The sequence below is a fragment of the Sphingobium sp. RSMS genome (genome assembly GCF_005406185.4).
GTDB lineage: Bacteria > Pseudomonadota > Alphaproteobacteria > Sphingomonadales > Sphingomonadaceae > Sphingobium > Sphingobium fuliginis.
In genome coordinates, this window is sequence record NZ_CM191257.1 from 3,493,817 (window position 1) to 3,517,755 (window position 23,939).

Sequence of the window (23,939 nt, forward strand, 5' to 3'; positions counted from 1 at the left end):
CATCCCGGCGCAGGACAAACTGGGCATCTTGGAGTGCCTGCTGGGCCGTCTCGTCAGTTTGTTTGGCTTCGTTGACTGCTTAGGCAAGGGTTTCGCCAGAGAGGGGAAGGAGGGTCAGTCTGATCGTGGCGGCTCAGATCCTGCTGTCGTTGGGTCAGGAGGGCAGCAGCCTGTTCTGCGGCCCTGTCGATGTTGGCAAGAGCCGCAGCCTCCTGATCGATGGCCTCCTGTCCCGCTCGAGCTGCGTCGGCGACGGCGTCTTCTTCGATCGCCAACTCAGCAAGGCGCGCGTGAAATCGACCTTGGCGATCGAGATGGTCCTTGATCCTGCGCTCTGCTTCTTGGTCCGCGGACTCTTTGTGAGCTGTTGCGCCCGCCTGCTGCTCTCGCGCCTTGCTGGCCTCTACTTGGGCAACTTCCAAAGCGCGGCGGCTCTGCGATAGGCCCGCTTCATTGCGAGCGACGACGATATCCACCGTGTCGCCGTCAAGCAGGCTTTTCCGAGCGTCCGTTTGCCGAAGCTGATCTTCCTCCCACCCCTTAGCTTGAGACTCGATTTCGTCGAACCGGGCGGCGGCTGTGGCGGTCTCTGTACGCGCGTCAGCAACCGATTTCTCCAGCCCCGGAATTGCGGCGAGAAGCCGTGAATGTTCAGCAGAGTGGGCGCGCCAAGCCTCGGCAGATTCATCGAGCCAGGCTGCGGGGTCAGGTAACTGTCGCCAATCTGCGCTTCCGCCGAACCTGGCGTCGATCGATCGCGCGAGCCGATCTCGTGTTTCGGTAGCGTGCGATCGTCGCTCCACTATGCCGCTCAATTTCTGTTCGATATCGCGCGCTGTCTGAGCGGCGAGACCGGAGGCTGCGCGGCATTTTTCCCACTCGTTTCGAGCCTTTTCATCCGCGACCTGCGCGATCGTGACCGCGGTCTTCGCCTCCGTCATCGAAGCGCGCTGCTTATCCAGCGCGGCGAGTTCGCTTTGCAGAGTGGCTTCGAAGTCCGGCCCGGCCGGATCAAGGTCCACCGAACTGCACTTTTCTGACAGGACTGCAAAGGCAGATTGGGCATTATTGCGGGCCGCAGCCAATGCAGCGGTCTGACTTTCTATGTCGTGGTCCAGCCGGAGGATTGACTGGTCAGTAGCCTGGATCCCTGTGGCCAGAGCGGCCTCTTCAGCGGTCTTTGAAGACAGTGAGGCGTCCAGCTGGGCGATGCGCTCCCGCTGCTCCCGAAGCTGTAGGCCCAAGAGCGAGTCGATCGCACTCAATGCGTGTTCGGTCGCCCCGCAAACCGGGCAGGCCTGTCCATCCTCAAGCGTGGCGCGAAGTTGCATTGCCGCTTCGCCCGAGGCCGTTTCGGCTAGCTCGCCGGCACGCCGTGCCTCCTGCAATTGCGCTCGCAGAATAGGAAGGGAGGAGCTGACCTGGGAATGCCGGACGACCAGATCTTTGCGGTCGGCCTTAGCGTCATCGAGATTGCTGCGCAGACGAACTAGGAGGTCACGGGATGTTTGTACCTGAGCTTCTTGATGCTTCCAGTCTACTAGGAGAGGAGAAAGACCTCCCAGGCGATCCCGTTTTTCAATGAGCGCTGAGAAGGCAGCATCGGATGGTGCTGATGCCTTAGCCTCGTCCAATATGTTGCGAGCCCATGTGGCAGCGGCGCCGGTTCCCTCTTCCGCTGCCTTGGCGGCTTCCCATGTGGCGTTGGCCTCTATTTTGGAGGCCTCTGCTTCCTTTGCGCTCTCTGAAAGTTTGGACAGCGTTATATCGACGGCTGCGATCTCGACGAGCTCTGCAGCGAGTTCCTTCTCCTGTGCAGCCAATGTGGCAAGCCCGGCGTTCGCCGCAAGCCACGATGCCTGGCCGTCACGAGTTTCTGCAGCCTCTGCCAACGAGATGTTGGCGGCCTGCTCAAGCTCCCGACATCTGGACAGGGCTTGCGCGCGCGTAGCGCGGACGCCTGCTATGCCATCAAGCGATGCGTTTGTTTCGGACAGCTTCCGGTCGAGCACACGGGCTTCTTCGATCTCAGGAGATTGAGCGGCGACCCGTTCCGTCTCAAGCTGGAGTCGAGCTGCTGCATGGCTTTCTTCAGCTGCCGTCTGTGTCGCGCGTTCGCTCGCCTGCTCAAGTTCACTTTGCCGCACCAAAACAGTTTGGCGCGCTTCCTGCGCCAGCGTGGCCGCATCCTGGACGGCGGTCCATTCTCCTGCGAGGGCGAACGCGGCTTTACGCAGGCGCAATGTCTCATGCCGAGGGGCGGCTTCTTCGCGGACAGTGTTCGCGGTCGATACGGCTAACTCACATTCCGTCACCTTGTCGGCCAAGGCCGTACGATCGCTTTCCCAGCGAGCGGCTTTGGAGAGTTCTCCAATCGTAGCCGCGGTTCTTTCCGCGACGTCCTTCGCGGCACTGTGCTGCTCTTCGGCCGTCCGGCGTGCTTCGTCGTCGAGGCCGTTCTGCGCCTCAATGCGATCTAGGATTGCCTGCTGCTGGGCCCGGAGTGTCGTTGCCTTTTCATGAGCTGCGCGGCCAAGAGTCGCATAAATATGCGACCCGGTCAGCCGTTCGAGTAGCTGGGCGCGCTCGTTATCGTCAGCCTTGATGAAGGCCTCGAAATCGCCCTGTGCCAGGAGGACGGCCCGACGAAACTGCTCGGCGGACAAACCGACGAGACGGTGAATCTCCGCTAGCGTTTCAGTTTTGGTCCCACCCAAGATCTCGCCGTCAGCAAGGCGAGTGAGGTTGTGCCGGGTGGCCTGCATGCGGCCATCGGTCTTCTGACGAGCGCGCTGCACGGTCCACCGGGCGCGGTAGCGCTCTCCGTCTCGCCCAACAAAGTCGAGCTCGGCGAAACCCTCGCCTGAGCCATGCCGAAGGATGGCCCTTGGGTCTCCGGCCGACAGCTCGTCACCTTGGGCAGTTTCGAACTTGGCCCGTGCCGGTGCTGCGCCGAGACGTGGTACCGAATCGAACAATGCCAGGCACATCGCGTCGAGCAGGGTAGATTTCCCTGCGCCTGTTGGGCCGGTGATTGCAAAGATGCCGGCGTCGCTCAGTGGCTCGGCTTCGAAATCAACTTCAAAGTCGCCGTTCAGGCTGGCGAGATTACGGCCGCGGATTGCCAGGACACGCATTAGGCGTCCTCCCTCGATGTTTGTGTCTCGATGAGAAGGGTTTGAAACGCCTGCTTCAAATCGTCCGGCGGTTCGCTGCCGTGAGCCCGCTCGAACAGCTCTGCGAAAACGGCATCAGGAAGGAGTTCGGCCAGATCTAGCTCGCGCTCGGCGATGGCTTGGTTGGTGGCCTCACGAGCCGAGATCCGTGCAATGCGCGTCAGCCGCACAGCCTTCCCATCGAGCGCCGCCATGATTCGAGCTTGTAGGTTCGGTTCAGGGCCATCAACGAGGACTGAAACTTCCACAAACGGATGCAGCCCGCGAGGAAGATCGGGATCGAAGCCCAATCCCTGGATTTCGATCTCAACCTCGCCGATCGGCTTTGGACCGTCGGCTGGGATCGTCAGAAAGGGGACGAGGCGGGGAATTTCTTCCTCTCGGACGCTCGCGCCGCTCGGCGCCAGATCGACTATGCTGACTGAATGGCGGTAGAGCCTTTCCGTTGCGGACAGTGGGAACGGCGAACCCGCATAACGGATCAGCGTGTCGCCCTTGATCATCTGAGGGCGGTGAAGATGGCCAAGCGCAACATAGGTTGCTCGGTCGTCAAAAAGGGCTGTGGCTTGGGCTTCCTCCCCGCCCACGGTGATTCGACGTTCTGAATGTTCAGAGATGTCCCCTTCCGCGACGTGAAGGTGGCCGGTCACTATGAGAGGCAATCCGTCTGCTGATGCAGCGCCCGCCGTCAGAACATTGGCGTACAACTCTGGGAGCCCGCCAGGACCCATATCTCCAGGCCGGCAGTAGGGAACGGCTGCCAACCATGCTGCGGGCTTACCCGTCCGATCGGTGAGCGGGATCAGCAACCGATCGAGGTCTGCCACGCCATTTGCGCGGGGCAGGGAGTCCACAAGGTGAATACGCCCAGGTCCGAGAAGTGCGGCAGGTAGATTGATTCTCGCTGCGCTGTCATGGTTCCCGCCAATGATGACGATCTGCAGATTAGGGCAGCGCGTCGTAGCATCCCGAAGAAACGCGTAAAGGCGTGCCATGGCTGACGCCGGCGGGTTCGCCACATCGTATATGTCGCCCGTGACGAGCAGCAGATCCGCTTCTTCGACTATTAGACGATCAAGGAGCCAGGAGAGAAATGCGTCATGCTCTGTCTCTCGTTCATGGCTGAAAAGCTCATGCCCGATATGCCAGTCAGAACTATGGATCAGTCGGAAGGCCGGTATCGATTCGGTCATGGGTTGAGCTTCGCAAAATGGGCGACAGAAATGGACGTAACTCGATTGCGAGGGAGATGTTCAGGGTTGGCTTAGAAGCCATCTCCGCTCTGGCAGAGGTGTCTGGCAAGGACGATCATGGCTTCTGTGTCCCGCCCGCAATACGCTCGTAGCGCCGTATCGAGTGCCGCTCGGCGGTCTTCCGTCGTTGCGGGGGATATGGCCTCCAGATATGCGGTTTGGGCGTTCCCGCCGTCTTTGACCTCCAACTCTGAATAATCAAGGTCTGGGGCCACTGTGGGCAGAACGGCCTTGATCGACCAGCTGCCGCGCTGGTCGCGGTGATACCAGTTGGCGCGCGTGACCGGCAAAAGGTCAACGACCCGCTCAATGATCGAATTGAGATCGTCCGCCAGATCGGGAAAAAAGTCAGCAAGTTCGCGAAGGCGCCCCTTTTCAAAGCTAGCGTTGTAAGCGACTACCGCGCCCGACCTGGGGATCATCGTCACCAGCGCTTCGGCACAGGACTTGCGTGGGTCCGCCCCGTCCAGGCTCAGAAATTCATGGTGCTGGAGGCTTCCATCCTCCGCTTCAATATGAGCGGAAAACTGGAACGGCACCTGTTGATATGGACGGGTGCCCACCCAACGCGGAATAGCGAATGCGATCGTCTCAAAGTCCAACCACGTTCGGGGGAAGGCCCAATCCGACATGGCGGATCGGGCGCCTTCAACGTTGTGGTCAGGCTCGCCGGTTAAGGTGGCTTGAAACACCCGTTGATGGGTCGGATTGGTCAGCGCCGCAGGGTCGACCTCGAAAAGATCCTCGACCCCGCGCTTTAGCCACTGATTGCCGCCCCCGTATGGAAGCACGGTCACAGGCCATTCCGGGCCGGGAGGAAGCGCTGCTTCGCAATATGTGGCGAAATTGCACGGGAGCCCATTGCAATGGGGGCCAGGAAGGATGCTTGGTTCGCTACCAGTGAGCGTTTCGCGTGCCGCTGCGACCACCGCGGCTCGCGTTTCGACGCGGTCTTGGATGTTGGACGTGAGGTCGCTATCGAAAAACAGCCCCTCGAGCGATCCATCAGGTTTGAGGACGAAATCGGAGTCCAGATGGCGGATCGCCGCGCTGTCGATGGGCACACCGGCTTCACGGGCGACCCAGACCTGCGTAGCCAGATCATTGGTGTGATAGTCCCTGGGCTTCGTCGAACTTTTGACCTCAGCCATGTGCCAGCCACCGAGGCCATTTGGCTCAAGGATATCGACGCGCACCAGAACGCCATCATGCTGAAAGGTGGCTTCGAAGATCGGATCCTCGTGACCGTTCTCCAGCAAAGCCTTCGTCGTCGCCAACGCAGCGGACAGATCGGGCTCAGCCTCCACCATGACACCGCCCGGCAAGAGCGAGCAGGCAGCCGCGCCAACCTCGTGCCCGGCAGCGAACCAGGCTTCTGCGCCCTCATCGTCTTCAGCGAGTTCAGGGCGATGAACCGATAGCCATAGCCGCTTCGGGCATTGCTCGAAGTAGGTGATCCTCGATTTCGATAGACCATGCGGGCGCGGCGAGATGCTCATGCTGCCACCCACATGATGAGATTGAGGAGGGGGCTGAAAAATCTTGGAGAGCTGATCGTCATGGTTCAACCATGCATCGTCGGTACGACAGAAATGGTCGCTTCGGTTGGCTGGGCCTGAGACGGCAACATCGTCAACGCAGCCACGATGCGCTGTCGCATCATCTCAATCAGGGCATCAGGCTGCTCGATGACGAGCTCATTGCCCCAAGTGAATAGGTGCTCCGCCAGCTCCCGCATGCCGCCGCTGGTGAAGCGGATGAGAAGATCTCCATTCTCGAGTTCTTCTATTTGCTGATGGCGATGGAAGCGCCATTCTCGCGCTCGCGAGGCTGCCGATGCGTGGACGCGAAGCACGACGTCTTGCTTCTCGTCTCGCCAGACAGCGAAACTGTCGGCCAGCCAGGCGTCGATGTCCCAGTCATCTGGGGCGCAACCGAGCTTTTCGCTGAGCCGGGGGTCGATCATGCGATCCAGTCGGTAATAGACCGGATCATTTTCTCGGTCGGGCATCTTTCCGACCAAGTACGACAGGGGGCCGTGAACGATGCCATAGGGAATGACCCGTCGCCAGCGAGGCTCCTGCTGCTGAACTGCGGCATAGCTGAATTCGAGGCAGCTACCGGACAATATCGCAGCTTGGACGGTTGCGATTGTCTCGGGGGGCACGGTCGCAACAGGGCCCGCGGTGACCATCGTCCGCTGAAGCCGAGTGAGCGCTTCTAGATCAGGATCAATGCGGCGCTTCTCGCGATCATCGAACGCCCCTTTCACCTTTGCCAGAAGGTTCGCCAATTGGTCGGCACGAACCGTCTGGCCAGCTTCTTGCCGTCCATCCACCTCGGCCTGTAGTGCTGCGACTTCAGCGGCAGTGGGGCGGGTATAAACGCGGCGAAGGCTGTCCCGTATGAGAAAGCGCTTTCGGCGATCTTCTGTCACTTCCTCAAGGTCAAAGTGCCGAGCGATGACGTCGCGCATGCGCTCGGCGGTCCTGCGATTGACGCCGAGCGTTTCCGCCATCTCATCGAGAGTGAGGCCCTCTGTCGATTCCGAAAGCGCGTGAACGAGCGCTAACAATCGATCAAGTTTGGCCATACGATCGGTCATGCTGCACTACCCCCCATTTATGTCCAACTACGACCGCACCCGTCGTTTTTTCAAGAGTCTAAAGGCGGAAATTGAGACCTGCGGCTCGTGGAGGTGCGGCGGTGTTGGCTGGAGGAACAGCGCTGGTTTGAGGATCTACCGAAACAAAAGCTGATCTGCCATTTCGCCGATGCGTTGATACCCGACGATCCGATTTCGCCAAGCTTCCGGGATGCCGTCCTCGCCATAGAGGGCGCCCGCGAGCTGGCCCGTAATGGCAGCTGTCGTATCGGCGTCCTCACCGAGATTGGCGGCAGTAAGGACAGCCTCGGCGAAACTGCCGGTCCGGCCGATGCACCAGAGTGCGGCTTCGAGCGAATACGCCACATAGCCTGACGCGCGGATATCCCGCCTCAGTTTACCGCGCCAGGATCCACCAACGATGTCGAAGATTCTCCCAGTTACGCTGTCTGTGTGGATGCTGAGAACATCGTCGAGGCTGCTGCCGCAAATTGCCATCGCGATCATTCGTGCGTAGATGACGCAGGCATCTACGGCCTCAGTCGCGCCATGCGTGACACGGCTTTGACGTGCAGCTGCTTCTTTGAGGGAAGGGGTGTTGTCATGATACCGCAGAGCGATTGGCGCCAAGCGCATTAAGCTGCCGTTCCCCGCGGTGGAGGGGTCGGTTGATCCCGCGATGGGGTTTCCCGATCGCTCCCAGTGGGCCAATGCCGCACTGACGGTCATGCCGATGTCGAAGCAGTGCCCATTTGATGAATAGGCTCCCTCATCTCGCCATGCGACGAAGCGCTTCATCAGATCGACTTCATCGATGCCTTTGCAAGATATGAGGCTGTCCGCCAAGGCGAGCGCCATTGACGTGTCGTCTGTCCATTCGCCGGGCTTCAGGCCGAAGGGGCCGCCACCGATCATGTCGGTTAGAATGGGATAGGTGTCCCGGCGCGCAAACTCCAATGTCGTTCCCAGTGCGTCGCCTACTGCCAAGCCGATCAAAGCGCCTCGGCCTCGATCACGCGTGGCCGCGAGCGTCATAGCGGGGGCCACCTCTGCGACTGCGACTTTTTGCTGGACGTAGGTGAGCTGCTCATGCGTTTCGATCGCTCCAGGACGAGCCATTCGCACTTGGCCTATGGCAGCCCTGGGCTCGGTTCCCAACTCGACGAGCAGGCGTGCGGCTATCATTCCAGCGCGTCCCAAGCCGCCCTTGCAATGTACCACGATGTCGAAGCCCTGGCGTAGCCGTGAGCGCAGATTTGCGCCGGTGGTGGTCCATTCCTGCTCGAACAGCGGACCCGGGATGCTCACGTCAGCAATGGGCAGATGGAACCAGTCCATGTGACGCGCGCGTACTTCTTCCCCGAGCCGATCCACGCCGAGGCTCTGGAATTCTGAGGGCTCGAGGAGAGAAACGACCGCCGCCGCTCCGCTAGCTTGAATGGCGTCTAGGTCGACGCAAAGGTCGCGGTCCCAGGCGCCCGTCAGCGCATCGTGCTGCTTTTTCCCCGGGCAGAATGTGATTCCTATTCTGCCGCCGTTGGCGCGTGTTTGGACGAACGCGATTTGCAGTGGATGGCTCGAACTGGTGCGGGGGGTATGGGCAGCGTCTCTTTGTTCCATTCTTGTCCTTTTCGAGCCACCTTAATGGCTCCAGCTTGAAGTTGGAGAGAGTTACTACGACCGAATCTGACAGATACGGTCGTACCTACTTCGCCATGGCGTTTGTGAGGCCAAACTGTCTTGACCCAGCAGTCACGATAGGGTGGTGAAAGCATCATAGGGGGAAATATCATGAAGATTGATCGAGATAAGTTGAAGAGGCAGGAGCCAGCGCCGCAAAGGTCAGCCAGAAAATTGGCGAGAAGACTGTCGATGGGGTGAAGAAGGCTTGGGAAACGGAAATGGGGCGCACGGCCATCACCGGCGCTGCAGCCGGTGCCGCTATCGCTGCGGTCGTCCCGTTCGTTACGGTTGGAGCCGGCTTGCTGATCGGTGGGGCGATTTCCGTGTTGGCGAAGAACGTCAGGTCGGGTCAGTAAACTTCGTCTGGGACCGGAAGCCTGCCAATGGCGAGACGGTCTCAACCTGCCATTGGTCAGCCCCACCTCAGTAGAGGCTGCGGGGTGATCGAGAAACGCTGAACGGAACCTAACATGTTTGGAATATTCCTGTTGGCGGCTGTAACCGTCGTTGATGGCGATACCCTGCGCTTGGACGGAGAACGCGTGCGTCTGGTCGGTATCGATGCCCCTGAGATACATGGGTGTCCGGCGGGCCGCGCCTGTGCTCCTGGCGATGGCCAGGCGAGCAAACGCAGCCTACAAAATCTGATGAACGGATCCCTCAGCATTCGGCGCGTCGGACACGACCGTTATGGTCGTACCCTCGCGCACGTATATGTGAACGGCGTGAATGTTGCCTGTGAGCAGATCGGCCGCGGGCAGGCGGTTTACATGAGGAAGTGGGACAATGGGCTCGAATTGGCGCGGGAGTGCAGGTGATGGCTCGGCGCTGGGATGAGAAGGGTACAGAGGCGGATGGTCCTGCATTCCCCTATCTAGTGGCTTTGGAAGCAATCATTATTGGAGGGCTTATCCTGCTGGGCACGGGCATGATGTTGGTATCGGGCGTTAGGTGGCTCTTTGGTCTCTTCGGTTAAGAGGAAACGGGATGGCGGCCGACAGCCAAAGCGATAGCGCTGTCATGCATGCTAATCGCATCGCGATGGCTCGCGATCTGGTAACAAAATCGCGTTCCGGTTCGACAAACCGATTAGCCCGAGAATTGGGTATTCAATATGCCTACGCACGCCGCATTATGCAGGATCTGGAGGAGTCCGGGTTGGTGAGTGCTCCGGACAAACGCGGCGCGAGAACGGTTGCCTCATGTGTATCTGTCTCGGAGAAATGAGTTGGCGCGGCTAATTCTTATTGCCTTCTTGTTGGTCACCGGCGCTGTTTTTCTGCGCTTGGCTTGGAATGCGGCGCTTAAGATTTTGCGGAGCATCGCCAAAATCGCCTATATCTCAGCGAAGGTGGCGGGAGCGGCTCTGGTGGCGGGATTGGCTGGCCTCGTCGGGTTCTTTGTTCTCCCTATCACTGTCGTCGGTGACTGGTTTGGAATAGCGGTTGTGACTGTCGCGATCGCAGCCTTCGTCCTGTGTTGGAGGAAATTCGCGGTTCGAGTCGGACGCGCCGCTCGTCCGCTGTCCCCGATCGAAGAGGATCAGTCGACGTCCTTCCCAATCATCGAGGAAGCGATCAAGCCTGAGGCGGATCCCCGCATCGCTGAGGCGTGGAAAATGGCGGGAGAGCTTGCACCGGAATATGCTCAGCGTCTTTCCGCAGCTAGGCGCCGCTGCGCTCAAGTGTTGGAGATGGCAGCTGGGAACCCGGTCGAATGGAGCATCGTCGATTGTTCGACATTCATCTCGCGCACTGTGCCAGATGCGGTTTCAACGGCAGCCGCACTGATGAGGGACGCGGACCACTCAGAGCGGAGCAGCCTTGCTGGTGAACTGGTCGTTGACCTTGAACGGATCGCGAGCCGCGCGCGTGAGGAAGTCGACAGTCGCCGCCGTCAGCTTCGCAACAGTTGGCACGTTGTCCGAGCCCATATTGCAAGCCGGACAGCCCGCGACGTGTCCTGATGGTGCGGCGGCGGATTCTGACTTTGTGGCATGCTGCACGTCAACGACGCTGATGCTTTAGGACATTGAAGTCCGGGACGGCCCCGAGCCGTCAAGCCGGTGAATCGACCACCGGATAGTGCGGCATCGGCCATTCGTGATCCGCGTTGTCCATCATCAGGTCGATAAACAGGGGCAGAAGGGAGCCCAGCAGGGCGCCGCAATCTCGAACTTGAGTGCGATTGACCTCGCTATTCCAGGTTGCCCCTCCGTGGACCAGTTGATTTCGCAAAACGTACAGGCGTCCAAACAATATCGACAGCAAGGTGGCGGTGTCGTGGCGACGAAGGGCGTTCGCCGTAGCAACGCGCTCCCGTTCCAGCATTCCGCTCCAATCCTCGAAACCGGCAACCTCATTGTGGTGATGCCAGAAGGGCGCGAAGACATAGCGGTTGTCTAGCAGCAGCCTAATTTCTTGACTGAAGCGCTGCCAGACCAGGTCATAAATTCGATGTTTGCTGTCGAAGCTAACTAAGGTGGAGAAAAAGCGCGCGAAGGCATCGCGTTCGCGCTGACTCTCTCCACCCAGCGCTAATCCAACGTCACCTGCATATGCTGCGTTAAAGCCGATCCACAGCAAGATGAAGCGTATATCTTCATCTTCTTCATCTGCTTCTGCGCGGCGAAGCCAGGAAAGCGCTCGGTGAACTCGAAGCGTGAGAGGCATCGCGAAGCCATCACGTAAGCTACGTTGCTTCCGCTTGAGCGCCTCAGGATGAAGCGGACTAGAAGATGGGTAGCGGAAAGACATTGCTCAACTTCTCTATCTCAGGTGTCTAGGGTTGAGACTCAATCACAGCCAGAAGGCCACGGCGGCTGCGAGGCTTACGGCTGACAGGAAGTTTCTGGCGAGCTTGTCGTAGCGGGTTGCGATACGGCGAAAATCCTTGAGGCGGCAGAACATGGCCTCGACCCTCCAACGGTCCTTGTAACGGCGTTCGTCATACTGGATCGGGCGCTTGCGGTTGCGTCGACCGGGGATCACGGGGATTGTGCCCTGTTCGCGCAAGGCGGCCCGGATGCGGTTGGCGTCGTAGCCCCGGTCGGCGATCACCCGCTTCATGCCGATGGTCTCGCCAATCAGTAGGTCTGCGCCCTTCACATCCGACGTGTTGCCGGGCGTCAGGACGAGGCGGAGTGGTCGCCCGAGGACATCGACGAGCGCGTGGATCTTCGTTGTCCTGCCGCCACGCGAAATGCCAATGGCATTGGCCCGCGCCCCCCTTTTGCACCACCGGCAGAGCGGTGGGCCTTGATGTAGCTGCTGTCGATCTGGCCAGTCTCCGCGATCCAGCCTTCCTCGGTCAGCGCCGCCAGGATACGGGTCCAGATGCCCCGGCGGCTCCACCGGTTCCAGCGATTGTAGACCGTCGTCGAAGGGCCGTATTCAGAAGGGCAATCCGCCCAGCGGCCACCGCACTTGAGCATGTGAATGATGCCCGAGATCACCCTGCGATCATCGACCCTTCGCGCTCCGGGCTGGTTCTTCGGCAAGTGCGGCTCAATCGCTGTCCACGCTTCATCCGACAACCAGAACAACGAACGCGACATTCCAAACAGCCTCCAGCTTCAGCGGAGACCCCCTGAATCAAAGTGAACGCAGATTTTCAATAGGCTGATTGGGTTTGGACCCTAAGATAATTCTGCGATGTAAAGATCGCGCAACCGGCCAAAATTTATCATGAATGAGGGGCGTCTTGGTTCGAGATCAAGAGTGGAGGGGCCGCGGGTTCTTCGCCATCTGCGATATATCCATGAATAATATCGCCCGCCTTGAAGGTCGCATTGCCGCCTTTGTTAAGGAGGCCGAGGAGACCAAAGCCTAACACGCCCAAAATGACTCCGCCTGTGTTTGAGGCACCTTCAGCGCCCTTCGTACCGGTCAACGCGACGGACCCCCATTGCGTGTCGACGTGGATCAAGCGCAGGCTCAGTTGGCCTTTTCCTCCCGCCGCGCTGGTGCCCGAGACGGAAACGATTTCGCCCCAAGCGACAGATCCGATCGGGATTGCGATTGTCCCGTCAACTGTCACTGGTGAGTTGACGCGCAGCCGGAAGCGTTCGCCGGCTTTCGCTGATCGGCTGTTTACTTCCCGAACAACCATCAGTTCGACATCCGTTCCTTTTACCCAACGTGGATGGGACGGGGCCGGGACGACCGAGGCTTCTGAAGTGACGTCCTGTGCGGCCGCCAACGGGCTGCCGACTAGGAGAAGTCCTGCCGTAAAGGCTGCGCGCAACATGAATTAGTGGGAGCCCGCAGGGGTAGCTGCCGGCGTGATGCCTCCAGCCGACAAGAAGCGGACCGCCGTGCCAGTCGCATTCGACTTGCCCCAACTGAATGCCGACACGTGAGCATCGCCATATTGCGCTTTGACCACGGCATCAGCGCCGAGCTTCTGCGCGCGTTCCCAAAGCTCCTTGTAGATTTTGTCTTGCGATGGCGACTTGCTGAAAACCGTTGCTTTGCGAACGCCCGCCTTGACCTCTCCCAGGACCTCATAAGGGCGGTCAGTGATGTCATACGGGAAAACGGGTACGCCGACTTCCTCGTTCACAAGCAGCTGGGCTTGCGGCGCTTGGCCAAAGGCAGGCGCTGCGATACCCATCGAGAGGGCGGCAATCAGAACGTAACGCATAAAGTGTACTCTCCCTGTTGGAGCCGGCTTACTTCGCGGCAGGAGCTACTGCCGAACCTGGCTGAATTGCGGTTGCAACAGATGAGGAAGCTGCAATGGGAACGGTCACAGGTTCAGAAGGCGCAGCCGCGGCGAAGACCAAAGGCACGTCTTCACCGATGAAGCCCTTGACCTGCGATCCCGCAGCGATTTTGGCGCTTGTTCCTGTGGTGAAAAATCCAACGACAGGAACGAAGGCCACAGCAGCTACGACACCTGCCGTTCCGGTAACGCCTTTGTCATCAAACGTGCCGGTCAGCCGGATCTGGCGCCCGTTCACGCTCACATTGAGGAGCGAGGCGGTCAAATGGCCTGACTTGCCCCACATCCCTTTATTACGAACCTCGGTGATCTCACCGACGGCTGGCGAACCGACCGGAATGACGACCTGCCCCCAACAGAAACCGGCTCGATCACGGAGAGCCTGAAGTGCTGACCTACCCGAAGTTTCTTGCCTTCGGTCGTCAGGGGCTCTTCCATCTTGAGTTGGATTTCAGTGCCAGTGCGGAGAACATTGTTGGCCGTCGGTCCGACAGCGAGTGCAGGCGCTTGAACCTGAGCATGTGCAGGCGTTGACGACGCGATTGCGCACGCGAGCGCAACATACATCAATCTCATTGATTTTACCCCCATATTTGGCCTTCCCCAAGGCCAGTGAACGTGTTGCAGAGCGCCGGTCGGGATGTCAAGCGAACGGCCTCAGGGTTCGAAATACCTTGCCCAGCGGACCGTCTTACTGGACCGAGCCTGTTTGAAGTATTTGGTCCATTTTGGATGCTATCAGCTTCCAGAAGGCTAACCCGTCCCAATCAGCCTCGACTGCAAGTTCACCGATCCGCTCGGCTACTTTGACCGGCGCTTGGTCACCATGTCTTCTCAGCAGCATCATGGCTGCGCCCTGTGCGATATGATCGTTGGTCATCCTATCGCTCTCCTGGATTAGCTCTTAACGCCGGACGGCATCTGGACTTCCACCGTCATCTTGTAGCGATAGCGCTGCTCGCCAAGGTTCCGTAGCCGTAGGCGGTAAGTACAAGTGCGATACCCGCGATCGGCACTCCCAAAGTAATCAAGCACCCGCGCACGACATATCCCCTTTTGACGTGAGCCTTCTTGTATGGAGATATTTCGATCAGGCTAATAGCTGAGGCGGTGGCCTAGTCGTCTTATAAACGCTGGATTTCGAGCGGATTAAAGCTGTCATGCCTTCGGAAAATCGCGAGGGGTGCGGACATCGAGCGTCGGGAATAGGCCGCGCATATGACCGATGTTCCAGGTCACGATCGTGGGGATACCGTGTACCACCGCTGTTTCGCCGATCATTCGATCGTAGAGGCGAGCCCCGATCCCGCCATCGGCTGCATAGCTGCGCACCGTGTCGAACGTCTGCGCCGGGGTCAAGCCGATCAATTGGGTGACGGTTCTCACGCTTTCAAGCGCGGCCCAGGCTTCCTCTGCCGTGAAACGAAATGGCGCGTGTGTGCCGCGACGGGTCAGGGTGCTATAGACTTCGGCATAGCTGTGTGCGGCAACGCCCAGCACATGACCGCGACCAGCGTCGAACAGGTCGGCCGACGAAGCATGATGCTCATGATCGCCTGCCAACGCCGCTATAATCACATTGCTGTCGATCAGCGCGTCAATCGTCAATGTCATGCTCACGGGATCGATCGAGAGCCTCATTGGCGCTTTCGAGGCTGACCGGCTTGCCGCTCGACGGACGAACCAGCAGCGCGCCGCGCCGCACCAGCTTGCCGGTATTGGCTGGAATACCTGGCGGGACATAACCTCGCAGCGCGTCCTCGATCACCTCACTGGCCGTCATGCCGGTGAGCTTCGTAAGCGCATGGACCCGATCGCGCGCAAAAGCCGAGCGAACGTTGAGCTGGATATTTTCGGCACGACCCATGACCGACTCCTTTGCAGCTAGATATATCATGTAGACGCTCGGCGGGCTATCAAGATTCTGTTTTGGCTAGCCCTGGAATCTGACACCGTTGTTTTGTCCTGGTAGAAAAAGAGGACTTGAGGGAATCGACTTCACTGGTCCAGTTTCCAATCATTATCTGCAATGATGTTTCGCATGTTCCAAACCACCCGTGGTGAATAGCCCCTAGGGTTGAGACTCAATCACAGCCAGAAGGCCACGGCGGCTGCGAGGCTTACGGCTGACAGGAAGTTTCTGGCGAGCTTGTCGTAGCGGGTTGCGATACGGCGAAAATCCTTGAGGCGGCAGAACATGGCCTCGACCCTCCAACGGTCCTTGTAACGGCGTTCGTCATACTGGATCGGGCGCTTGCGGTTGCGTCGACCGGGGATCACGGGGATTGTGCCCTGTTCGCGCAAGGCGGCCCGGATGCGGTTGGCGTCGTAGCCCCGGTCGGCGATCACCCGCTTCATGCCGATGGTCTCGCCAATCAGTAGGTCTGCGCCCTTCACATCCGACGTGTTGCCGGGCGTCAGGACGAGGCGGAGTGGTCGCCCGAGGACATCGACGAGCGCGTGGATCTTCGTTGTCCTGCCGCCACGCGAAATGCCAATGGCATTGGCCCGCGCCCCCCTTTTGCACCACCGGCAGAGCGGTGGGCCTTGATGTAGCTGCTGTCGATCTGGCCAGTCTCCGCGATCCAGCCTTCCTCGGTCAGCGCCGCCAGGATACGGGTCCAGATGCCCCGGCGGCTCCACCGGTTCCAGCGATTGTAGACCGTCGTCGAAGGGCCGTATTCAGAAGGGCAATCCGCCCAGCGGCCACCGCACTTGAGCATGTGAATGATGCCCGAGATCACCCTGCGATCATCGACCCTTCGCGCTCCGGGCTGGTTCTTCGGCAAGTGCGGCTCAATCGCTGTCCACGCTTCATCCGACAACCAGAACAACGAACGCGACATTCCAAACAGCCTCCAGCTTCAGCGGAGACCCCCTGAATCAAAGTGAACGCAGATTTTCAATAGGCTGATTGGGTTTGGACCCTAGTTTTCTAGACGCCCTCGGTGCTCATCATCTGCTGCCGTTCGAACTCTACGGGTGACAGCATCCCGTTTCTCACATGCTTGCGTATCGGGTTGTAGAACATCTCGATGTAATCGAACACATCCTGTCTGGCCTCGTCTCGTGAGCGATAGGTCCGCCGCCGGACGCGTTCGCGTTTGAGCAGGTTGAAGAAGCTCTCGACCACTGCGTTGTCATGGCAGTTGCCACGGCGGCTCATCGAGTGCTCCAGATTGTGGGCCTTCAGGAAGGACGCCCAGTCTATGCTGGTGAACTGCGATCCCTGATCCGAGTGGATCAGAACCTTCCCCTTTGGCTTCCTGCGCCACACAGCCATCAGCAATGCCTGCAGGACCAGGTCGGTGGTCTGGCGGTTCTGCATCGACCAGCCCACCACGCGGCGGGAGTAAAGGTCGATCACCACCGCCAGATAGGCAAAGCCTTCCTGTGTTCTTATGTAGGTGATGTCGGTCACCCATGTCTTGTCGGGTGCCGCGACATCGAACTGGCGGGCCAGCGTGTTGTCGACCACCCTAGATGGCTTGCCGCCATAGCTGCCCGGCCTGCGCTTGTAGCCGATCCTCGCTCTAATACCCGCCAGACTGGCGAGACGCGCCACGCGGTTCGGACAGCAGGTCTCGCCCTGATCGAGCAGATCATCGTGCAGCTTGCGGTAGCCATAGACCTTGCCGCTGTCTTCCCACGCCTGCCGGAGCAGCTCGGTCTGCCGAGCATCTTCCTTCGCCCGTCTGCTCAACGGGTTCTTCACCCAGGCGTAGAAGCCGCTGGGCTGGATGCGAAGACACCGGCACATCGCACGCACCGAGAACAGCGCGCGATGCTCGGCTACGAACGCGTATCTCACTTTGCATCCCTGGCGAAATACGCGGTGGCTTTTTTTAGGATGTCGCGCTCCTCGGTGACCCGCGTCAGCTCGCGCTTCAGCTGACGGATCTCGGCATCCTTCGACCCATCTTCGGGCCGTCGTGCGAACTGCCGCTTCCATGCATAAAGCGAATGCTGGCTCACCCCGAGCCGCTGCGAAACCTCCGCCACCCGGTAACCGCGCTCGGTGATCTGGGCCACCGCATCGCGCTTGAACTCGTCACTGAAATTAGCCTTCCCCATCATCGCCTCCTGTCCTCAAATTTAGGAAAGAAGGCGTCCACAAATCTAGGGGCTATTCATGGATTAGGTCCTCCTGCGCCGCTGAATTGGGGATATACCGTAAAATGCGTGCGGAAGCCCGGCTTCAGGTCGAGCGACAGATTATCTTGGCTTTCGCCGACCGGAGTGCACCGGTCGATCGGCTGGTCGGGTGTGTCGCATTCGTAAAGGCGACCGACCAGAGCCGCGCTTTCGAGTGCCTCCCTCCCATGGTTTTGAAACCATCCTTTCACGGAATAGCGAAGCTGCTGATCGTCAGCGTTGGATTGAAGAGCCTGCTCCTCGATGGTCCATTCTGCGATGGGAGAGCTTGCGGGTAGCTCATGTTCGCTCCACCAATCTTGAAACGCTAGAAATCCCAGCCATGCGACGAGCGCGTAAACGGCCCAACGGAAAGGGGCTACCTGCATCATTAATGCGAAGGCGATGCCCGCGCCCAGCCAGGCTAGAAGATCATTCTCGCGTTCCGCCACACCTGCTCCCTGCCGTTGTTTGGAGTCCGATGACGTGATCTTGCGTCAAAATCGGTCATAAGAATTGTAACTGGATGTCGATCTTGACCACCCACATTCGGAAAAGCTGATATGCGAGCCGTCTGCAGTTGGTTGGCGCTGAGCGATTCCGCAACCGCTGAGACACCTTCAGCATTTCAAAGCTTATCAAAAACTGATCCCATTCGCGGCGCGAAAAGGCGTTCATAGGTTCGCAGCAAATGGGCGTCGGTCATGCCTGAAACATAATCACAGATGATCCTCATCGGATCGGGAGCGCTGGCGAATTTGGCGTACGCATCGCTGGGCAGGAATCTCTTGGGCTCAGACTTCATGACCTCGAATACGGCGATTACCATCATCTGCCCTTTGAACTCGAGGTGCTGGACGCTTGGGCTACAAATGACTTCCTCGTAAACCAGCTTCGTTACCGCAGCCAGGAAATCCGCTACGGGATTTGGGACCTCCGCACGATACCGAAGCCTCGGCTCCTCAAATTCGGCTTCGTCGCGGATCTGGATGCTCGGGATGACGAAGTTGAGGATCCGGTTGATCTGGTGTTTGCGGTCGTTGCCGTCACCAAATAGGCGATCGAGTAGGCCCCCATATACGTCGTTGCCATACTGCCCGCGGTATTGGCTATTAAGATAGTCGAGTAGGCCTTGGCATGCCGCGGCGGGTACGTGCGTTTGAAACTGCTTTTGATCTATCAGTTTGAGCTCAAGCGCGTCCTCTAGGTCGTGGATGCCGAAGCTGATATCATCTGCAAGGTCCATGATCGAGCAAGCGAGGGATTTATGGCGTGCCTTGGCATGCCTCCCCGCTCGAATGTCAAACTGGCGGAAAGCATCCTGATCGCCCTTGGAGAGCGGGGAGAGGATCCAGTCCACGACATCCTGTTCGCTATCCATGAAGCATTTCGGAGGTTCGGATCCTCTGCGATCAAGCAGCGGCGTGCCGCTTGTATCTGCTAACATTCCCGGACGGAGGTCTGGGTTGGCCACTTCGCTGAACGACGCGGGATATTTGAGAACGCCGAGCAGCGTCTCGCGCGTCAGGTTAGAGCCGGCAGCCTCAGAGAATTTCTCCAGGCGCGATAGGATCCGAAGCGTTTGGCCGTTCCCTTCAAAGCCGCCATGATCTCTCATGCAGTAATTGAGGGCAATTTCGCCGCCATGGCCGAATGGAGGATGCCCCAAATCATGGGTGCAGGCGATCGCTTGAAGGAGCGCATGTTCGGGAAGGTGCCCGAGGGCTGGATGGCCGGGCAGATTATGGACGAGCTGTTTGGCTAACCCGCCAGCGATCTGCGCGACTTCAAGCGAATGCGTGAGGCGAGTGCGGTAGAAATCGCTTTCCCCTAGGTTGAGGATTTGGGTCTTGCCCTGCAGCCGTCGGAAGGAGGCCGAGTGAACGACGCGGCCATAATCCACGTCACCCTCAGACCGCGCATCGAAAGACTTTCGCAACTCTGGTGTTCTGCGATCGAGCCAGCCCATCATGTCTCCAGTTCCTCAGCACAATATCTGCCCGCTAGCATGGAGAATGAAGTGCGGGAACTGACGCTGTTTCGCCACTGACGCGCGGCTGCTGATATACGTCGCAAGGAGGGGGAGTTCTATCCTCAAACCTCACCACGGATCAAAGAACCTGCTTCTGCGGCACTGGTTGGAAGGAAGATGTTGCGGGCAACGCTTCCACAAAAAATTAAGAGCTTAGAACGTAACGACTGCGGAATGATGACTTCTGGAACGGCAGGGATCGGCTAAATGCGACCAATTTTGTCGTGTAATCAGATATCATCCCTCAGCAGTCCTTGGGATTGACGCATTCGTCAGAGGGTCCTGCGGGCATTGACAGGAGAAGTTCGAAATTGATGCAGCGTAATATCACCCCGGTGGATATCGAGATTGCAGAACTCCTCTATCCTGTGCTGGTTGAAGCGGCACGGGGCGGGGAGAAGCTTACTTGTCTTCAGTTGATTGACCGAGCGAAACAGCGTCATCCGGATAATGCGGCGATTCAAAAACAAGTGCCAGTCGGGCTCGGTCGCCGGCTGGCTACAGTACGTGCGTTTACAGCGCCCCTTGGCTACCCGGACCTCACCTGCCTTGTAGTTCAACCGCGGACCAACCTGCCTGCTGACGTTTTCCCGAATCCCGAGGCTGAACAGGCGAAAGTCGCTGCTTTCGACTGGAAAAATGTGGAACCCGCATTTTTCGTGCAGTTGGGAGAATGGCGCAAAGTCAATGAACGCAAAGCGAAATGTGATCGCGGGACCGCCGTGCAAATCGTATGGGACTATTACTCAGCCAACCGCGCTCGGATGCCCTCTGCCATCCAGCAGTTTAGGGAACTTCTGATTGATGAGGTGATGGGTGGGGAAGACGTCGAGCAGGCGTTCGCCGCCATCGTTTCAGAGCTTGCTCCCGAGGTGGCGTGATGACTAAGCATTTCGCGATAAACCAAAAATACGATGCAGAAGGAAGCCGGGCTGCTGCAGAGGAGCCTTCATTTTCCGCTTTGCCAGCCTTAGTTCCACCGGAATGGCCAGCGTGGCTGGATCGGGGTTGGCACGGAGTACGAACCGGGGAGTGGGCGGGGCTGTATTTGCCAGCAAAGCTCGACGCGGATTTGAGGTTTCTTAGCCACCTGGTCAAGTTGATGCCCGATTTCGATCGAGTTGCGCAGCGACTACAGCGAGAAGTCGTCGGAGATCTGATCCGTATGCAGCATCTCTTGCCCTGGCACGACAAGAAGCGCCCTCAGTTTTTTAGAGAAAAGCGCGGCAGCGAAGCCTTGCTGCTGAAGGATCGTGAGCACGCCTTTCCTGTATCCCAGGTAAAGTCGCTCGTGCTAATGGCTATGCAGGATAATGATGTCGAACAGGCACGCAAACGACTGATTTACTTCTGGCTCGTGCCGACGGTGCTATGTACCTCTGAGACCCACAAGCGGCTGCCGAAGCGGTGCTCGGATTTTCGCTACCCTTATCTTCGATACGCCTCCGTCGAAGGGTTGCGCCTTGAACGTTTCGATGGTGCTGAAGTTGATCCAGCCACCTACGACGCATATCAACTGCTCGATGAGCTACAGCTGATTGATCAGCTTAAGCCCATTGTCGCAGCACTTGATGGCCTTACTCTGCCTACTCCCGAGGCGGAAGAGGAGTTTACTCGCAAAATGGTTCACAGGGGTAAAAGTAAGGGTTGATGCAGCCGCGGAATTGGTCGCCTGCTGGGCTCCGCTGTGTCCGCCGGAGCACGACGTAGCGTAAGCGGCGTCGCTATCATGCTCAGGCTTCGCTCAATGCAAATGCCTGTTTTCGCCTGGTAGGTGCATGCTGACCAACTTGTGTCGTCAGCGGCTTCCGCATGTGGGTACGCCTGATGCGGCCGGTCCTTTGGCGTCGGGACCTCTGTGGTCACGGCACCAGCCAGTGTTCCCCATCGGCAAGGCGCTGGATCGGCGGAAGGTCGATGCCCGGTGCATCCCATGATAAACCGTGGACTGGGACTAAGGCGCGCGGGTTCACCGCTCTGGCAAAGCGCGCGATGTCGGTAGGGCTGGCGTGGCCGCTGGTGTGCAGGTGCAGGGCCTTCGCACCGGCCTGCCGGGCACGGCCCCAACCCGTGTTTGGTGCCGCTTCGTCCAAGTAGCCGCGCCAATTAGAGAAGACGTATGCATCGCGGTCTGTGAAGCCGAGGCCGCCGTGCTCAAACTCTGCCACCATGGAGTCCCGCGTCATAATTATAGCTCGACCGCCTGATAGGCGCTTACGGGAGGTGGCATAGGGTTTCCTAGCAAGAGCGTCGACCCAGTCATCCCGTCCTTGCCTTGCATAGAGGCGCATTCCGGAGCCCGTAATGATTACCTCCAACTCGGGGAAGCGCGAATCGCCGGGGAAGGGGATTCCCGTGCCAGGTGCAATCCTTTCCAGCACGTCTGCGCCATAGAGGTCCACCACCAGAGAACGCCCGGTACGTTTCGCGGCGCGGAACAATGTGACTGTTCGGTCGAGATTCTGAGCGGACCAGTTTACGAAGATGTGTCCCGGCACCTCCTGGGCAAGCTGGGTAAAATCGTGCTCCAGCTGCGTTTCGGTGACGACAGGCTTGTGAGTTCCCAGGTTCGTGCCTTCGATGATCAGCGCGTCCACATCTCGGGGCGGATTTGCGATCATCGCCTCAACGAGTGCGGCCTTACGCCCGTGGCAGCGAAAATCTCCAGAATAGAGTATGCGGCGGCCCTCTGCTTCGATCAGGAGCATGTATGCGTCAGCGGCACTATGGTCGGTGAGGAAAGGTGTCACCGTGAATGCCCCGATAGCGAGAGCACCTGACTTCGCCGGCCAAGTAGAGATTCGGCGCGAGAACGGCGTTCCGAACAGTCCGGATGTCAGCCGCATCAACTCCGCTGCTTTTTCACCGGTCCAAAGTGGCCAATGCGCGGGCAGTTCGTCGATCAGGCCCCAGTGATCCATGTGCGCGTGGCTAAACAGGACGGTGGCGGGACCGTCGCGATCAAGTGTCTGGGGTAGGAGGCCGCTCGCCTCGCGCGGTGCGTCGAGCGGCCGGCCGGCATCCAGGATCAAGCGCGCGCCTCCTGAGGCGACGAGTTCGATGCACGAGCCGCCGATCGCGCGTGTGCCGCGATGGACAATTACCTCAAGCATCAGGCGCGCGGTTCCACTTCCGCGATCCTGCCTTGGCCCAGAACGCCAAGGCATGATGCCGTTGGCTTGCAGCCAATTGGCAGGACGTTGATGCCAAACCGTTTGAGACGCGCCTCATGCTCGTTTTTCAAGAAGGAATTCGCATGGGCCAAATAGCGCTCCATCTCTGTATTGCGCGGCATTCCATCGGCTCGGGGCGAACAGTAATTGCCGACGACCACTCCGGGAGGAAGGATCACGGATGCTGCATCGCCGGCGTCGGCAAATGTCTGCCAAGCCGCGATGGCCGGGCCGGTCTTGCCGAACATTTCGCCTAGCGCGAGAAGAATCCGTGCAGCTTCGGAATAGGCTGAGCGTACCTCGCTGGGACCGCCGTCGTGATCCATCCAGCCCACATACTTGCGAAGTTGATCCACGACGTGTGGTGCCGCTGGTTTATTGTGGTCGGACCGTAGTTCACCGTTCACGGCGCATTTCGCTTCCCAGAACCCGATGTCTTGACCCTGCGCGACCACTAGATCCATGCGCGGTGCGACTCTTCCCCTGGCATTGGGACGGGCAGGAAGAGCCATCTCCAGATCCAACGTGCCCGCAGTGACTGCGACCAAATCATCTACGAAACGCTTCTCATCACCTGCATAGGTTTCGGCGGCGTGAACCCATTTAGCGATGTCCATCATGGGTATCGCCGTCCCATGATCGAGCGAGAAGGACGTGTATTTTTGAGCATATTTGCTCTCGTCTTCATGCCCTCTAACGACGCCCGCCACATATTTGTCGTGAACTTCGAAGCGAGGCGAGCCAGAACGTATGCTCAGCTTAGCTACGGACTGACCCTTTACATAAAAGTTCAAATATCCATTGCGCACCGCAACGCGTAGTCCATGTGGACCCGCATCTTCGCCCGGCAGCACCCAGCGGTCGAACAGAGCTTTAATGACGGCGACATCCCGGTAGTTGCGCAGGACATCGACGTCGAATTTGCGTTCAAAGAGTGGCATGCAGGCTCTCTACTCATCAGTTGCGACAGATTTGGTCATGGAGATCATTGGATCAGTAAGGGCAGTGTCAGCTCGGCCGGGGACGTGGCGTCCGTTGCCTGCTGTGCCATCAAGACCGTTCGGCCGCCTTCCTGCAGAAGGTCGATAACACCAGTTCGGGAGAGCTTATCAACGCACTGCTGAATCCGCCGACTTGCCACCGGAGGGTTGTAACCTT

At 58.9% G+C, this 23,939-nt stretch carries 25 protein-coding genes; 5 read left to right on the plus strand and 20 right to left on the minus strand.

From position 1 onward, the window contains the following. Positions 1 to 53: 53 nt before the first annotated feature. The 6 genes from EGM87_RS17105 to EGM87_RS17130 form a co-directional block, all read right to left on the minus strand. Positions 54 to 3,137 (minus strand): AAA family ATPase, encoded by a 3,084-nt coding sequence (locus EGM87_RS17105; protein ID WP_137709494.1) that lies wholly within the window; start codon positions 3,135 to 3,137, stop codon positions 54 to 56. After that, positions 3,137 to 4,369 (minus strand): exonuclease SbcCD subunit D, encoded by a 1,233-nt coding sequence (locus EGM87_RS17110; protein WP_137709493.1) that lies wholly within the window; start codon positions 4,367 to 4,369, stop codon positions 3,137 to 3,139. Before EGM87_RS17110 ends, EGM87_RS17105 begins: the two co-directional genes overlap by 1 nt. A gap of 71 nt (positions 4,370 to 4,440) precedes the next feature. After that, positions 4,441 to 5,928, minus strand: a complete 1,488-nt coding sequence (locus tag EGM87_RS17115) for a DUF2779 domain-containing protein (protein WP_031286274.1) — start codon at positions 5,926 to 5,928, stop codon at positions 4,441 to 4,443. A gap of 65 nt (positions 5,929 to 5,993) precedes the next feature. Next, a complete protein-coding gene (locus EGM87_RS17120; RefSeq protein WP_137709492.1) occupies positions 5,994 to 7,034 on the minus strand; it encodes a helix-turn-helix transcriptional regulator in 1,041 nt (346 codons plus the stop codon). 135 nt (positions 7,035 to 7,169) lie between these two features. Next, positions 7,170 to 8,654 (minus strand): ADP-ribosylglycohydrolase family protein, encoded by a 1,485-nt coding sequence (locus EGM87_RS17125; RefSeq protein WP_020819328.1) that lies wholly within the window; start codon positions 8,652 to 8,654, stop codon positions 7,170 to 7,172. A gap of 169 nt (positions 8,655 to 8,823) precedes the next feature. After that, entirely contained in the window at positions 8,824 to 8,952 is a 129-nt protein-coding gene (locus EGM87_RS17130) for a hypothetical protein (RefSeq protein WP_262857024.1), read from the minus strand. A 235-nt stretch (positions 8,953 to 9,187) separates the two neighbouring features. On the opposite strand from EGM87_RS17130, the gene EGM87_RS17135 reads away from it, so the two are divergent. The 3 genes from EGM87_RS17135 (at position 9,188) to EGM87_RS17145 (ending at position 10,683) form a co-directional block, all read left to right on the plus strand. Next, positions 9,188 to 9,535 (plus strand): thermonuclease family protein, encoded by a 348-nt coding sequence (locus EGM87_RS17135; protein ID WP_020819326.1) that lies wholly within the window; start codon positions 9,188 to 9,190, stop codon positions 9,533 to 9,535. A 169-nt stretch (positions 9,536 to 9,704) separates the two neighbouring features. Beyond that, on the plus strand, positions 9,705 to 9,944 hold the full coding sequence (locus EGM87_RS17140; RefSeq protein WP_084511049.1) for a DNA translocase FtsK: 240 nt from the start codon (positions 9,705 to 9,707) through the stop codon (positions 9,942 to 9,944). A gap of 1 nt (position 9,945) precedes the next feature. Beyond that, positions 9,946 to 10,683, plus strand: a complete 738-nt coding sequence (locus EGM87_RS17145) for a hypothetical protein (protein WP_171010003.1) — start codon at positions 9,946 to 9,948, stop codon at positions 10,681 to 10,683. Between the two features lie 91 nt (positions 10,684 to 10,774). On the opposite strand, the gene EGM87_RS17150 is transcribed toward EGM87_RS17145, so the two are convergent. The 12 genes from EGM87_RS17150 to EGM87_RS17205 form a co-directional block, all read right to left on the minus strand. Further along, positions 10,775 to 11,473, minus strand: a complete 699-nt coding sequence (locus EGM87_RS17150; protein WP_031286271.1) for a HEPN domain-containing protein — start codon at positions 11,471 to 11,473, stop codon at positions 10,775 to 10,777. A gap of 42 nt (positions 11,474 to 11,515) precedes the next feature. After that, positions 11,516 to 12,273 (minus strand): IS5 family transposase gene (locus tag EGM87_RS17155; protein WP_137708757.1). Its coding sequence is split into 2 segments (ribosomal slippage): positions 11,516 to 11,940 and positions 11,940 to 12,273, totalling 759 coding nucleotides; the frame shifts between segments, so codons are not numbered across the junction. 128 nt (positions 12,274 to 12,401) lie between these two features. Continuing rightward, a complete protein-coding gene (locus EGM87_RS17160) occupies positions 12,402 to 12,965 on the minus strand; it encodes a hypothetical protein (RefSeq protein WP_137709490.1) in 564 nt (187 codons plus the stop codon). 3 nt (positions 12,966 to 12,968) lie between these two features. Further along, the gene (locus EGM87_RS17165; protein WP_020819322.1) at positions 12,969 to 13,361 is read right to left on the minus strand and encodes a heavy metal-binding domain-containing protein; all 393 of its coding nucleotides are present in this window, start codon (positions 13,359 to 13,361) and stop codon (positions 12,969 to 12,971) included. A 28-nt stretch (positions 13,362 to 13,389) separates the two neighbouring features. Beyond that, the gene (locus tag EGM87_RS17170) at positions 13,390 to 13,707 is read right to left on the minus strand and encodes a hypothetical protein (protein ID WP_316252052.1); all 318 of its coding nucleotides are present in this window, start codon (positions 13,705 to 13,707) and stop codon (positions 13,390 to 13,392) included. A gap of 426 nt (positions 13,708 to 14,133) precedes the next feature. Then, positions 14,134 to 14,322: a DUF6961 family protein gene (locus EGM87_RS17175; RefSeq protein WP_137709489.1), complete on the minus strand. Its 189-nt coding sequence runs from the start codon at positions 14,320 to 14,322 to the stop codon at positions 14,134 to 14,136. Between the two features lie 278 nt (positions 14,323 to 14,600). Further along, positions 14,601 to 15,050 (minus strand): type II toxin-antitoxin system VapC family toxin, encoded by a 450-nt coding sequence (locus EGM87_RS17180; protein ID WP_171407204.1) that lies wholly within the window; start codon positions 15,048 to 15,050, stop codon positions 14,601 to 14,603. Continuing rightward, positions 15,040 to 15,309, minus strand: coding sequence for a hypothetical protein (locus EGM87_RS17185; RefSeq protein ID WP_171010001.1), 270 nt, complete (start codon positions 15,307 to 15,309; stop codon positions 15,040 to 15,042). Before EGM87_RS17185 ends, EGM87_RS17180 begins: the two co-directional genes overlap by 11 nt. Positions 15,310 to 15,530: 221 nt before the next feature. Then, a protein-coding gene (locus EGM87_RS17190) for an IS5 family transposase (RefSeq protein ID WP_137708757.1) occupies positions 15,531 to 16,288 on the minus strand; the annotation gives its coding sequence in 2 pieces (ribosomal slippage) (positions 15,531 to 15,955 and positions 15,955 to 16,288; 759 coding nt in all). Between the two features lie 89 nt (positions 16,289 to 16,377). Continuing rightward, positions 16,378 to 17,516, minus strand: a protein-coding gene (locus EGM87_RS17195) for an IS3 family transposase (protein WP_137709723.1) whose coding sequence is annotated in 2 segments (ribosomal slippage) — positions 16,378 to 17,279 and positions 17,279 to 17,516 — 1,140 coding nt in all. Because the reading frame shifts where the segments join, the coding sequence is not laid out codon by codon here. 56 nt (positions 17,517 to 17,572) lie between these two features. After that, positions 17,573 to 18,028, minus strand: coding sequence for a hypothetical protein (locus EGM87_RS17200; protein WP_137709487.1), 456 nt, complete (start codon positions 18,026 to 18,028; stop codon positions 17,573 to 17,575). A gap of 176 nt (positions 18,029 to 18,204) precedes the next feature. Beyond that, entirely contained in the window at positions 18,205 to 19,548 is a 1,344-nt protein-coding gene (locus tag EGM87_RS17205) for an anti-phage deoxyguanosine triphosphatase (RefSeq protein WP_171010000.1), read from the minus strand. Between the two features lie 374 nt (positions 19,549 to 19,922). Between EGM87_RS17205 and EGM87_RS17210 the strand changes: the two genes are divergently transcribed. Further along, a complete protein-coding gene (locus EGM87_RS17210; protein ID WP_137709486.1) occupies positions 19,923 to 20,489 on the plus strand; it encodes a hypothetical protein in 567 nt (188 codons plus the stop codon). Further along, on the plus strand, positions 20,489 to 21,259 hold the full coding sequence (locus tag EGM87_RS17215) for a hypothetical protein (protein ID WP_137709485.1): 771 nt from the start codon (positions 20,489 to 20,491) through the stop codon (positions 21,257 to 21,259). The genes EGM87_RS17210 and EGM87_RS17215 overlap by 1 nt, the downstream gene beginning before the upstream one ends. 211 nt (positions 21,260 to 21,470) lie before the next feature. Here the strand turns inward: EGM87_RS17215 and EGM87_RS17220 are convergent, their stop codons facing one another. Further along, positions 21,471 to 22,721, minus strand: a complete 1,251-nt coding sequence (locus EGM87_RS17220) for an MBL fold metallo-hydrolase (RefSeq protein ID WP_253719094.1) — start codon at positions 22,719 to 22,721, stop codon at positions 21,471 to 21,473. Further along, on the minus strand, positions 22,721 to 23,722 hold the full coding sequence (locus tag EGM87_RS17225; RefSeq protein ID WP_137709484.1) for a hypothetical protein: 1,002 nt from the start codon (positions 23,720 to 23,722) through the stop codon (positions 22,721 to 22,723). Before EGM87_RS17225 ends, EGM87_RS17220 begins: the two co-directional genes overlap by 1 nt. Positions 23,723 to 23,939: the final 217 nt, after the last annotated feature.